This is a genomic window from Leptospira kirschneri serovar Cynopteri str. 3522 CT (assembly GCF_000243695.2).
GTDB lineage: Bacteria > Spirochaetota > Leptospiria > Leptospirales > Leptospiraceae > Leptospira > Leptospira kirschneri.
In genome coordinates, this window is sequence record NZ_AHMN02000007.1 from 164,675 (window position 1) to 177,884 (window position 13,210).

Annotated in this window: 10 protein-coding genes; 6 read left to right on the plus strand and 4 right to left on the minus strand. The window is 38.2% G+C overall.

Translation table 11 applies throughout. The features are described from left to right. Positions 1–25 precede the first annotated feature (25 nt). Both LEP1GSC049_RS216650 and LEP1GSC049_RS216645 read left to right on the plus strand, forming a co-directional pair. Positions 26–952, plus strand: a complete 927-nt coding sequence (locus tag LEP1GSC049_RS216650; RefSeq protein ID WP_016560736.1) for an esterase/lipase family protein — start codon at positions 26–28, stop codon at positions 950–952. Between the two features lie 499 nt (positions 953–1,451). Further along, a complete protein-coding gene (locus LEP1GSC049_RS216645) occupies positions 1,452–2,570 on the plus strand; it encodes an alpha/beta hydrolase (protein WP_004762700.1) in 1,119 nt (372 codons plus the stop codon). A gap of 774 nt (positions 2,571–3,344) precedes the next feature. Here LEP1GSC049_RS216645 and LEP1GSC049_RS216640 read toward each other — a convergent pair. Then, on the minus strand, positions 3,345–4,289 hold the full coding sequence (locus LEP1GSC049_RS216640; protein WP_016560727.1) for a bile acid:sodium symporter family protein: 945 nt from the start codon (positions 4,287–4,289) through the stop codon (positions 3,345–3,347). Positions 4,290–4,675: 386 nt separating this feature from the next. Here LEP1GSC049_RS216640 and LEP1GSC049_RS2000000228745 point away from each other — a divergent pair, with 386 nt between their 5' ends. Beyond that, positions 4,676–4,864, plus strand: a complete 189-nt coding sequence (locus LEP1GSC049_RS2000000228745; protein ID WP_004756484.1) for a hypothetical protein — start codon at positions 4,676–4,678, stop codon at positions 4,862–4,864. A 424-nt stretch (positions 4,865–5,288) separates the two neighbouring features. Here LEP1GSC049_RS2000000228745 and LEP1GSC049_RS216630 read toward each other — a convergent pair whose 3' ends face one another. The 3 genes from LEP1GSC049_RS216630 to LEP1GSC049_RS216620 all read right to left on the minus strand — a co-directional run bounded on the left by LEP1GSC049_RS216630 (position 5,289) and on the right by LEP1GSC049_RS216620 (position 7,976). Continuing rightward, positions 5,289–6,440 carry an aminotransferase class V-fold PLP-dependent enzyme gene (locus tag LEP1GSC049_RS216630; protein ID WP_004756495.1) on the minus strand — a complete coding sequence of 384 codons (1,152 nt, stop codon included), beginning with the start codon at positions 6,438–6,440 and terminating at the stop codon, positions 5,289–5,291. 10 nt (positions 6,441–6,450) lie between these two features. After that, on the minus strand, positions 6,451–7,287 hold the full coding sequence (locus tag LEP1GSC049_RS216625; RefSeq protein ID WP_016560761.1) for a ferritin-like domain-containing protein: 837 nt from the start codon (positions 7,285–7,287) through the stop codon (positions 6,451–6,453). Positions 7,288–7,349: 62 nt separating this feature from the next. Beyond that, positions 7,350–7,976 (minus strand): lysoplasmalogenase, encoded by a 627-nt coding sequence (locus tag LEP1GSC049_RS216620; protein WP_004756225.1) that lies wholly within the window; start codon positions 7,974–7,976, stop codon positions 7,350–7,352. Positions 7,977–8,063: 87 nt separating this feature from the next. Between LEP1GSC049_RS216620 and LEP1GSC049_RS216615 the strand changes: the two genes are divergently transcribed. The 3 genes from LEP1GSC049_RS216615 to scpA all read left to right on the plus strand — a co-directional run bounded on the left by LEP1GSC049_RS216615 (position 8,064) and on the right by scpA (position 13,202). After that, positions 8,064–9,044 (plus strand): TerC family protein, encoded by a 981-nt coding sequence (locus LEP1GSC049_RS216615; protein ID WP_004756328.1) that lies wholly within the window; start codon positions 8,064–8,066, stop codon positions 9,042–9,044. Positions 9,045–9,135: 91 nt separating this feature from the next. Continuing rightward, positions 9,136–11,016 (plus strand): methylmalonyl-CoA mutase family protein, encoded by a 1,881-nt coding sequence (locus LEP1GSC049_RS216610; protein ID WP_016560707.1) that lies wholly within the window; start codon positions 9,136–9,138, stop codon positions 11,014–11,016. Beyond that, positions 11,013–13,202 (plus strand): methylmalonyl-CoA mutase, encoded by a 2,190-nt coding sequence (scpA, locus tag LEP1GSC049_RS216605; RefSeq protein WP_004757455.1) that lies wholly within the window; start codon positions 11,013–11,015, stop codon positions 13,200–13,202. The genes LEP1GSC049_RS216610 and scpA overlap by 4 nt, the downstream gene beginning before the upstream one ends. Positions 13,203–13,210 lie beyond the last annotated feature (8 nt).

A 13,210-nucleotide genomic window follows, 5' to 3' on the forward strand; every position in this document is an offset into this window, starting at 1 on the left:
CACCCCATAACTTCAAGCCATTCTCATGAAAAAAATCTTATCTATCTTTAGAACGTTTTTTTATTTTCTTTCTGAAATTTTTGAATTTACGATTTCATTGATTTCTTCTCTGTCACCTAATAAGGATTCAGATCTTTCCGAAGGAGATATTTTTATAGTAACCGGTTATCTCTCCGGACCCTTCTTTTATTCTAAACTGCATAAGGCGTTGGAATCCAAAGGTTATAAACCTAGAATTTTAAATACACCCTCTTTTCTATTCAACACTACGAGTGCCGTAGAAATTCTTTCAAAACAGATGGACCAGATTCCTGCTAAGTCCGTTTTACTCGCCCATAATACGGGAGGACTGATCACACTATTGCTGCCGGATCGAAGTCGTCAAAAAATCAGAGGACTGATTACATTAGGGACTCCGTTTCGAGGAAGTTATTTTTTAGCAATCAACGGTTTGTATTTTGGTTCTAAATATCTAAAAGAACTATTTAAAACATTTCTGTTTATGGATCGTTTTCATCCACTTTCTCCTTTGAAAGAATTTATTTTTCTTCCCGCTTCTTCTTCTGTTTACGGCGAAGGAAGAGACCTTTGGTTTGATATTCCTGGCAATTACAATCAAGTTCGAAAAGCGGAGAACATTCGAACCATTTTGGAATTTATTTCCTTTCATTATCCAAGCGCTACTTTTAAAGAATTGGAAAAGAAATCGACTCCAATTCCGAAACTACAACCCCAATCAACCAAAACCCCGAATGTGAAAAAGACATCTTTGAAAAAACAAAAAAGTAAAAATGCTTCCAAAACAAATCCTTCCGACAAACAGGAAAACATAAATTCATTTTCAAAAAGAAATTCAAAAACAAAATCCTCTGTTTCTAAAACAAAAAATATACCAAAGAAAAAATCCTCTACAATTGTTAACAAAAAGAAAAACGCTAAAAAGAAACATTAACTGTAATTTTTAGAAAAATTTTTCCACGAACGTATATTCAATAACTTCATAAGAATTTTTTCATGTAATTCTCATTTTAAATGAATATTAAGTCTCGGAAGTAACTTTCGAATCCAGTAAAAACTCTTACCAGGTTTAAAATCCGTTCAAAAGTTAAAATTTCAGAATATAAGAAATTCATACTTTTTCTAATTTTTACGTCGAATTCAAATTTCCTTCTTACAGATTACAATTCACGAAGTGCGCGTTACTCACCTAGTTGCAAAAGTAGTTTATGTAAATTATCTAATTTTTTTAAAAAAGTGAATTTAAGAGACGACAAACACGCGTTATTTGATGTTTAAAACGTTATAAAATAGAACTTAATATGGACTTTTGAAAATTAAAATTCATTTTTATGGAAAAAGTATCGCCAATATTACCTATATTGTCTAGATATTGCCAAAAGTAACAATAGTTTAGAGTTCATTCTACAAAACAACATCCAGGAGAATTATCAATGAAGAATGAATCGAGTTTTAAAATTCGAAGCCTTTGGGGAATACTTCCCGTATTGTTTGCTCTTGTAGTAACACAATCGACCTTCGCTATAAGTTATGAGAAAAAGATTTTGACGTATAATGTTGTCGGTCGAAACGCCAGCAACATGACAACGAACTACAAATTAAATGTAGTTCAATATCGTAACACATCCTTCATACAAACTTTAGGTGCTAAGAACGTATTGTGTGTTCATGGTTTTGGAGATACGAGTACAATCTTTGAACCGCTTGCAAAACAGCTCATTCTAAAAGGAAAAGCGAATAACGTTTATATTTTGGATCTTCCAGGACATGGTGGTAGCACAATGACAAAGGGCACGGCTGCATATCCTTCAAATGTAAGCGAGCTATCGGTCCAAAATTACGAAGAAGCAACTCGTGCCTTGTTGGATACCATGCCGTCCACAATGATTTGGCCGGATCTACCGACCACGATCGTAGGGCATAGTATAGGTGGACTAGTGGTACAACTTCTACAGAATAAATTAAAAAGTCAAAATTCTAGTTTGTTCAAAAGTTATAATATTACTAGCACCATATTGATCGCGAGCGATATTCCATATCCTCTTCCTTGGTCTGGAAGCGACGTAACAATGGATGATCCAAATTATAACCAGTCGGCAAAAGCCCTCGTATGGAATTTTAAAGTGGAAAGAATCTTATCCTACTTCCCTCTTGTGACTGGTTTATTTGTACAAAGTCCGGATGATTTTTTTATCAATAGTAAATATTCTGTAAATGGAATACCTGTAACCGGAGCTCCTACACCCGCTCAAGTTGAAGTTATGAATGTATTAGAGCCTTATCATGCAGCCGCAAACATCGTAGGTTTAGATCCTAGCGGGCAAACACAAAACGCAGTTCCGCGTATACCTATTACGAGGGGAATTTGGAGCGGAGAAAATTTAAAAGTTGTTTGGTTGGATAAGGACGTATTTTTCACTAAACAAGAAACTCAAAATCTGGCAAATTATCTAGACCCAGGTATAATAGGAGTGATGGTGACAATTTCCGATCCAGAAGCGGTCCATGGTGCTCCGTTTTCGAAACCCAGTTTATTAGTTCCATTATTCTAAATAACGTGAGTTCGGTATAATCGATTCGGGGAACTTCAGCGTCTCGCTTATAGAGGTGCTCGAAGTAGGTCAGCATCTCACTCCCTGAATGTCGATCCTTAGAGAGACATTTAGGGAGTTTTCTGAGTCGTTCGACAGATCGTGTTCTATAATCAATTGAAACTAATTAACGTGAGTTCGATATAACACGAAAGATCGATGAATGAACTCAGCGTCTCACTCCCCATCATAACCTTACCCACAAGTATTTAGATTTCAATATTAAATCTGTGGGAATTACGACAAATCCTCTGTAAAACTGAGTTCCCACCCTTATTTTTGGGTGGGGGCGGAGGTGGAGAAATTCGGAAGACTTTTCTCTATCAGAAAAACATGCTTTTTGCAAGTAAAAAGACTCATTCTTGTCGGAACACTTGAAAAATGTGCGTTTTTGAGCCTTATGATTCTAAAATCCTATTCAACTTGTGGGTAAGGTTATGACTTCCTATGAGGCGCGTGAAACTCAGCACAACGCTTTCCCATGGGGCGCGTTGTAGGTCAAGTCATTGGTATTTTATGAAAATTGAATCTGATTTTGTAGTTTCACAATAACTTGACCGAAGCTAAAGAGCCTGGTCCGGCCGCCTGTGGCAAGCCGGATTCGTCGGACTTTCTTAGGCCAAATTCACGCTCAATAATCAATTTAGATAATTAAAATATTTGATTATTCTTATGTTATTCATCAGCATAATCAAATTAAACAAAGAAGAAACCCTATAAAACCCGAAATTCATTTTATAAGGTTTCTTTTTCCAATTTTCTCCAAAAAGCCGCAAGTAAACTCCCGATCAGCGAATGTACAAGACTAGAAATTGCCGCAGGGATTGCCACCAGAGGGTCAGAAAAATTATTTTTAGAAAGAACAACCCCTAAACCAGAATTTTGCATACCTACTTCGATCGAAATTGTTCTAGAAATTTTCTGTTTTCGGATAAACAACCAAGATATAATATAACCGGAAAAGAAACCGGATATATGCAAACTTAAAACTGCAAAAATTAATATTCCAGCCGACTGCAGAATCTTTTCTTTTCCAGCTCCTAAAATAGAAGAAACGATCATAGTAATTAAGAATACCGCTACCAATGGTGAAACGGTTTGAATCTTTTTAGAAACTTCTGGAAAATAAACGTTCAACAATATTCCCAAAACTACAGGAAGAATCACTATCTGAAACGTATCCAGAAATAATCCACTTGGTGATACATCGATTCCTTGGCCTATTAAAAAAAGAGTAAGTAACGGAGTCATAAACACGGAAAGAATCGTAGAAGATGCGGTCATAGAAACCGAAAGTGCCAAATCTCCCTTTGCAAGATATGTAATCACGTTAGACGCAACACCTCCGGGGCAACAAGAAACCACTACAAGTCCAGTTGCAAGAGGCATCGGAAGATCAAGTAGGACTCCGATCCCCCAACCTGAAACAGGCATCACCGTATATTGTAATACTACTCCTATAAAAACGGGAATTGGGGTTTTAAATATATTTCGAAAGTCCTTCGGTAAAAGTGTGATTCCCATACCTAACATCGTAAAACCGAGGCCGTATGTAATTGCCGGCCCGGTAAACCAAGTAAACCATTCCGGAAAGAAAAAAGAAAGAATAGATCCGATCGACACCCAAGCCGGAAATAAAAGTGTGCCGACTTCTCCGATTTTTTGTAGTTTGGTTTCCACTAAAATTTAAATATTACCTTTTTTTAAAATACTAAATCTAACGTGAGTTCAGTGTAAATTTTTATCAGCTTTTATGAGTTCCCACATTTAGATTTTTTGGATAAGTTTTTGAGATGCCCCCGAATTTCTATACATCAAAGAGGATTTCAAACATTCCAACTGGTTCTAATTTCGGAGTCTAGGTCATTTTGATGAAAGTTCCTCAAACAAAAATTTGAAATTTAATAGGAAAAAAAAATATTCACAATAGAGTTGTTGAAAAATTAATTCTTAATCTGTTTGTATTGGATTGAATGGACAATTGAAGCAATTTTACGAATCTTCACTATGGAATTTTTCAACAACTCTAATCTAAAAATTTTCATAGTCTATCCTAAAACTCTAGAATGAATCATTTTAGATCTTCAATCCAATATGGTATTTCGATTTTATGTTTTGTAAAAATCTACGATTCAAACGTTGAAAATAATTCCCAAAATGAACAGTCGATTTTACAAAAGTACGGGAACTCTCACAAAATTACGTCCATCCAAAATTGTTGGCTTTTGAAGGAGATCCTACATTCTAAGCTTTGAAATAAAAATCTACCATAGTACAATTTTATAGAGGTTTTCTAAAGTTAAAAATAGTATAAACTCCTACAATTTCAGTATCTATCTGTAATTTGTAATAGTTCCCACAAATTAAAAATCTTAAAACAGATTCTTAAAATAACGTGAGTTCGGTATAAGGAATCTGTTCCCTAAAATTTTGTTTTACCGCGAAAAAATGCATGTGGAAACTATTACAAAACCTTGAAATTACCGTAAACACTAAGTTGTAGGAACTACCACCTTTAGAAAATTCTTTCTCATTTCTAACGCCAAACTTCACGTAAACGTAAATTCGATATAAAAAAATCTTAGCAAATCAAAAAACTCAATGTTACTTCTTGAAACGCAACATAATCGTTTTCGCATTGGGTTATATCAAATTTAGGTTGAATAAAAAATTTCCAACTCAAGACGAAAAAGAACCCAGTAACTTTACGACTCGATCCAATTGATCTTTTTGATTATAGATATGTGGAGAAAATCTTACTTTTCCTAATCGAAGCGCGCACATCACTCCATTCTTTTTAAGATAAGAAACAAGTTCATCCATAGGAATTCCTTCTTTATATCCCACTACAATTCCGGTTCTATTATCAGGAAAATGATCTAGTTCAATTTGAAACCCGATTCCCTTCATTCCTTCGGATAGATAATCCGCAAGTTCATAAATTCTTTCCATCACGGAATGAAATCCTATTTTCTGAAGCATTTCAAGCGTGGATTGAAAATATACCCAGTCTATAAAATTTCCTGTGGAGATTTCATAACGATCCGCCCCGGATTTTAATTCGGCGCGATAAGGTAAGTAAACTTCATCGTTAATTACGGACCCGGTTCCCTTAAACGGAAATGAAAGCGTATCGATACAGTCTTGTTGGATATATAACATTCCCAAACCGAGAGGACCTAAAAGCCATTTCCAAGCGGGAAACGCTATGTATTTTAACTTCATCTTTCTTACATCCACCGGAATTAAACCAATCCCCTGAGCCCCATCTAAAACAAATTCAATTCCTTTAGAATCTAAGAAAACACCTATTTCTTCTAAAGGGAATGGCATTCCGGTACACCAATGAACTGCCGATAAAGCCACGATTTTGGTTTTGGAACTTATAGAAGATTTTAAATTTTCTATAAATTGATCCGGGGTAGATGCCATCGGGATAAATCCGATCACAACTCCTTTTTCTTTCCAGTGTTCCCAAGGATAGATATTACTCGGATATTCGTTTTCTAAGAGTAGGATTTCGTCCCCACTTTTCAATTGAAATCCGAGGGAAAGAAAATTCATTCCCTCATTCGTGTTGTGGATAATACAAAGTTCTTCCACGTCACAATTGATGAGCCCCGCTATGATCTTTCGAATGGAATGTTTTACGGAAGCGTATTTACGAACCTCTGTAAGACCTCCTCTTTTAGAATAACCTTCCAGATATTCTCCGACCGCTTGGATCGTATGTACATTACAAGGAGTGGTCCCACAATTGTTTAACCAGATCATCTCTTGGTTTACAGGATAGAGATCTTGAATTTCTTTCCAATCGATGATCGATTGCATTCCTTACCGTTTACCTTTTTTTCTTAGACTTTGCAGACGTTTTCTTTTTAGGAGCGGTTTTTTTTACTACCTTCTTCTTTACGGGCTTTTTAGATTTTGCCGCCGCTTTTTTGACAGTTGCCTTTTTCTTAGGAATAGCTTTCTTCGCTACCGGTTTACTCTCTGTTTTTTTAGGAACTGCTTTCTTTGCAGTTGCAGTTTTTTTCGGTGGAGTTTTAGCAGATGTAGAAGTTGTAGTAGCAATACTCGGTTTTTTAGACGGAGAAGTTGTTTTTACAGGCTTAGATTCTGCCTTGACTACTTCTTCCGCTTGTTCATCCCAGAAAAAAGTTCCTTGTCCAGAACCGGATTGAGATTGATCCAGACCGTTTAACTCAGTTTCCAGAAGAGACTGATAATTTTGATTATAATCTTTTAATTTTGTAAAAAGAGATTTAATATTCACATCTTCAAACTTGTTTGCAAGTTTTTCGTAAAAAGAAACCGCGTTCTCCGCTTCTCGAATCGCCAATTCAAGCGCTTCGTGCGCGTCCTTAGTTCCCGGACCGGAAATGGTTCTCTCCACTTTGTTCATCAGCTTTTGAAGAGTAGAATCGTGAAATTTATGAATCGCAGCGAGTTGTTTTAGATTTGGAAGTTCCGATCCTTCTGCTTGTTCATACAATTCCGTAATGAATTTAATATGATCGTCCACTTCTTCCGCAAGTCTTTCGAAAAGTTCCTTCGTATCTCCAGGAGGAAGTTTTTCATACGTACTCATATAAAATTCGAAATAATCCTTTTCGTGTTGGATCGCTGCGGCAACCGCTTCTAAAAAAGTCGTTTCTTTCAAAGGTTTAATATTCATGATAAGATTCCTCCCAATTTCATTGCAATCTTAGTTAGGTTACAGACCGAATCAATAATTATTTAATTTTCTTCCACAGATTCATAAATGAGAAATTGAGCGGCGTAGTAAGTCGACATGATCCAAACTCCAATCCAAGGAATCGGAACCGTAGTAAACTTTCTAGTAGCGATAAGACTATCCGATAAAATAAAAAGTAAAGAACCCGCCCAGGATTTCCAAAGTTCAGATTTAGAACATTCTCTGGAAACCGATCTCCAACCCATCACACAAATTGCAATCATATACACTCCAACAGGAACATACAAAGAAGTTCCAATTCCAGGAAGAATCCAAATGTAAAATGAAATCCCGAATACGAAATAAGGAATAGCTCGAACTATATGAACCGGATTTCCGACCGAAAAACCTACCGAATATAATATCTGAGCGACTAAAAAAGAGCCAAGTCCAAAAACGAAATAATTTCCAGGAACACCTAAAAACGAGTCTCCAAATAAAGAAAAGATCAGGCCTGCAAAAATAAATTTTCCACCTCTTCCTTTCCAATTCCCTTCTAAAAAAGAGAAAAAAATCAAAACTAAAATCGGTGCGATTTTACTTCCTATTTTCAGAGTAACGTTATCCGGTATGAAATACAAAACGAGCAAATGAACAACGGACACAATACAAAATAAGATTAAAATCATGGGAACCTTCTTATGGGAATTGCGATTGTAATTTTGTAAAGAACGGGAACTTTTGTCATCAAGAATCGGGAAAACAATCGAGGGATTATGGGTTTTGGAGAATGGATCTTAATCGTCATATTTACGTTAGCTTTAGGTTTTCTCATCTATTTAGATCTATTTGTTCTCAATAAAAGAGCCCATAAAATTCCTCTCAGAAATTCAGTCTACTGGTCTTTGTTTTGGTTCAGTCTTGCAATTTCATTCAGTGTTCTGATCTATTTTATGGATCAAACTACAGAAGACCCAATTCGGGGTAAAACTAAGGCGCTTGAGTTTATCGCCGGTTATCTTTTAGAATATTCTCTTTCCGTGGATAACCTTTTTGTTTTTATCATAATCTTTCAGAAGTTTAGAGTAACAACTCAATACCAGCCTTTGATTTTGAAATGGGGAATCATAGGCGCTTTGATCTTTAGAGCGATTATGATTTTTATAGGCGCGGAGCTAATCTCTCAGTTCCACTGGATTTTATATTTGTTCGGAATTCTTCTTTTATATACGGCCGTAAAAATGTTCGCACACCAAGAAGAGGAAGATTTCAATCCTGAGTCTTCTTTCGTAATTAAGTTCGCGAAAAAAATCCTTCCTCTCAGTCAGGTGTATCATCCCGAAAAATTTGTAGTTTTAGAACACGGAAAATATCTTTTTACTTCCACTTTTGTAACTCTGTTAGTCGTGGAGTTTAGTGATATTCTATTTGCGCTTGATTCTATTCCCGCAATTTTTTCAATCACTACGGACGCGTTTATCGTTTATACATCAAATATATTTGCAATTTTAGGACTTCGTTCTTTATTCTTCATGCTTTCGGGTGTGATGGAACTGTTTATTTTTCTTAAAAAGGGAGTTTCGATTCTTCTTGCCTTTGTAGGAATCAAATTGCTTCTTCCACTTGTTTCTCCCTATATTTTTGGATACGAAATCCACATTCCAATTTTGATTTCTTTAGGAGTCATCTTGGGAACTCTTACGCTTTCGATTCTTGCTTCGATTCCTCATTACCTCAAAATTAAAAAGGAGAATTAAAAACGGGTTTTTGACTTTACACCAAAGTATTACAAAGTTCCCTAGAAGGGAACCTCAACCAAATCCTCTCAAAAATTAGAGAACAATAAACATGGCCGATCAAAAGCTATTTACCGACTTCCCTCCCGTCGATCGGGAAGCCTGGATTGCACTCATCCAAAAAGATCTCAAAGGTGCAGACTTTGAGAAAAAGTTAGTCTGGGAAACTGCAGAAGGATTTAAAATCCAACCCGTATATACTAAAGAAGACATTGGCGACAAACAGTGGCTGACCTCTAATCTTCCAGGCACCTTTCCCTTTGCGCGCTCTACTCGCAAACTCGTTTCCGACTGGAGTATTCGTCAAGACTTGGATTCTACTTCAATTTCCAAAGCCAATCAATTGGCAAAAGAAGCGGCGTCTAACGGAGTCACTGCGATCGGATTTATCATCGAAAATAAAACCTCTTCACAGAAAGGGATTCCAGTACATTCTTCCAAGGACTTAGAAACATTGATCCAAGGGCTTCCTTTCGATCAGGTGACATTACACTTTATAGCAGAAGAACGTTCCCCGGAAATTTTTTCTTGGCTTCCCAAAGATAAGGTGCTTGTAGGCGGACTTGGATATGATCCATTTCGAATCCTACTCAGACACGGTAGATCCGGAAAACATTCGATTCCAGCTTTGAAAGAAATTTTAGAGATATTCGCATCTTCTTGGTCGCATTACAGAGGTTTGTCGGTTTATTCTTCCACGTTCCGAGATGCAGGCTCCACGATCTCCGAAGAACTTGCGTTTACGTTATCCGCAGCTACGGAATATGTACAACAACTTAAAACGGCGGGAATGGACGTAGATACGATTGCGTCTCAACTAATGTTTGAATTTTCCATCGGCCCGGATTATTTTTTAGAAATCGCGAAGTTTCGATCTGCAAGAATTCTCTGGGCAGAAATTTTGAAAGAATTTTCTCCCCAAAAAGAATCTTCTCTACACGCTTTTTTAAGCGCTCAAACTTGTAGATACAATTACAGCGCCTATGATCCAAATGTAAATATGCTTCGCGCCACCACAGAGGCAATGTCGGCTGCAATCGGAGGTTGTGAGGTAATCAACGTTTCTCCTTATGACTCTATCCTAAAAACTTCCGATTCTTTTTCTTTAAGAATTGCTAGGAACATTCAACTTCTGATGAAACACGAATCTTATATAGATAAGGTGGTTGATCCTGCTGCGGGTTCGTATTATTTAGAATCTATCACCGATTCGATTACTAAAAAAGCTTGGGAGATTTTCTGCGAGATAGAATCTGTTGGAGGATTTTTAGAAGCCGTTCAAAAAGGAATCATTCAAAAAAGGATTATAGAATCTAGAAAGAAGAAAGAAGAAAATCTAGCGAACGCCAAGGAGATTCTTCTCGGAACCAATCGGTATCCGAACGCAGAAGATCGAATTTCCGAACTCAATCAAAATAAAACGTTAGGTGAAATCGATAGCGTCTCAGGAGAAATCACTTGTGAAAGAATTTCCGACTTCAGAGCCGGAACCGACATCGAAGAGATCCGTTTAAAAACCGAAACCTTTGCGAAGAAGTCCGACAAAATTCCGACCGTTCTTCTTCTTCCGATGGGAGATCTCAAAATGAAAAAAGCGAGAGCCATTTTCTCTCAAAATTTTCTGGCCTGCGCCGGTTATAAAGTAGTAGATCCGGGAAGTTATGCGACACCTCAAGAAGTACTACAAGGCCTAAAAGAAACGACCGCGGATGTCGTAGTTTTTTGCACGAGCGACGAGGAAGTTTCCGGTTTTGTAGATTCTACTTTTGGAATATTAAAAAAACAAAATCCGAATTTGCTCGGGATCGTAGCGGGAAATCCTACGGAGCAGATCGATGACCTTAAATCCAAGGGAATCGAATTCTTTATCCATGTCAAATCCCAACATTTAGAAACTCTGAAGTCTATTCAGAAAAGGCTGGGTATCCAATGAAACGTCCTAGTTTTAATCTTAAACGTTATACGTCACAGAAAATTTCCAAATCCGATTGGGAGAAATCGGCGCTCGGTGATTTGGGCTTCGGCTCCATCGAACAAACTTTTTGGCTCACTCCTGAAAAAATTCCAGTTAAACCGGTTTATACCGCGGAAGACATCGCAAAAATGGAACACCTAGACTTTGCGGCGGGAATTCCTCCCTATTTGCGCGGACCGTATTCCACGATGTATGTCCAACAACCTTGGACCATCCGTCAATACGCCGGTTTTTCCACCGCAGAAGAATCGAACGCATTCTATCGTAGAAACTTAGCCGCGGGACAAAAAGGTCTTTCTGTCGCGTTCGATTTAGCAACTCACAGAGGGTACGACTCCGACCACGAACGCGTGTTAGGCGACGTGGGCAAAGCAGGAGTTGCAATCGATTCCATTCTAGACATGAAAATTCTTTTCGATCAGATCCCTTTGGATCAGATGTCCGTCTCGATGACGATGAACGGAGCCGTGATTCCTATATTAGCATTTTATATTGTAGCCGCGGAAGAACAAGGAGTCAGCGCCGACAAACTTTCTGGCACGATCCAAAACGATATTCTGAAAGAATTTATGGTGCGGAATACCTACATATATCCGCCCGCTCCTTCGATGAAGATCATCGCGGATATTTTCAAATATACTTCGGACTTTATGCCTAAGTTCAACTCCATCTCTATCTCAGGCTATCACATGCAGGAAGCAGGAGCGACCGCTGACATAGAACTCGCCTACACTCTCGCAGACGGTCTCGAATATCTACGAACCGGAATTAAGGCGGGAATGGACGTAGATACGTTTGCGCCTCGTTTATCTTTTTTCTGGGCGATCGGTATGAATCACTTTATGGAAATTGCAAAGATGCGCGCTGGACGTCTTCTTTGGGCCAAACTAGTAAAACAGTTCAATCCGAAAAACTTGAAGTCTCTTGCGCTCAGAACACATTGCCAAACTTCAGGTTGGAGTTTAACCGAACAAGACCCTTTCAACAACGTTGCTAGAACTTGTATCGAGGCGCTGGCCGCCGCTTTAGGACACACTCAATCCTTACATACAAACGCCCTCGACGAAGCGATCGCACTTCCTACTGATTTCTCCGCAAGAATTGCAAGAAATACTCAGATCTTTTTACAGGAAGAAACGAATATACATCGTGTTGTAGATCCTTGGGGAGGTTCGTATTACGTAGAGTCTTTGACTCATTCACTGGCTCATCGTGCTTGGGAACTAATCGAAGAGGTAGAAAAGTTAGGCGGAATCGCAAAAGCAATCGAAACCGGAATTCCTAAAATGAGAATCGAAGAAGCCGCCGCGCGCAAACAAGCCAAGATCGATTCTGGAAAAGACGTGATCGTAGGAGTCAATCGGTACAAAGCGGTCGAAGAAAAACCTTTGGATATATTAGATATTGATAATACTGCGGTTCGCGAATCCCAGATTCGTAGACTTCAGGAGTTAAAGAAAAATCGGAACAATTCAGACGTAACCTCCGCACTCGACGCGATCACAAAATGCGCCGAAGGAGGAGAAGGAAATCTACTCGCTCTTGCGGTGGACGCCGCACGCAAACGAGCCACGTTAGGTGAAATCTCATACGCAATGGAAAAAGTATTTGGAAGATACCAAGCCACAATCCGTTCTATTTCGGGAGTGTATTCCTCCGAAATAGAAGACGATCCCGATTTCAAAAGAACCAAAGAACTTTCGGACAAGTTTGCGACTCTCGAAGGACGTCGTCCTAGAATTATGATCGCCAAAATGGGACAAGATGGACACGACCGAGGTGCTAAGGTAATTTCCACAAGTTTTGCGGACATGGGATTTGATGTAGATATAGGTCCTCTCTTTCAGACTCCGGGTGAAGCGGCAAAACAAGCCGTAGAAAACGACGTACATATTTTAGGAGTTTCTAGTTTAGCCGCGGGACACAAAACGCTCGTGCCTCAAGTAATTGCGGAACTAAAAAAATTAGGAAGAGAAGACATCATGGTCATTGCCGGTGGAGTGATTCCACAACAAGATTATGATATTCTTTATAAGGCGGGAGTCACTGGAATTTTTGGACCTGGAACTAAAATTTCTAAGGCGGCCGCGGATATTATAGAACTTCTCATTCGAGATTTAGAAAACTTGAAAGTAAACTCTTAAAGGAAGGA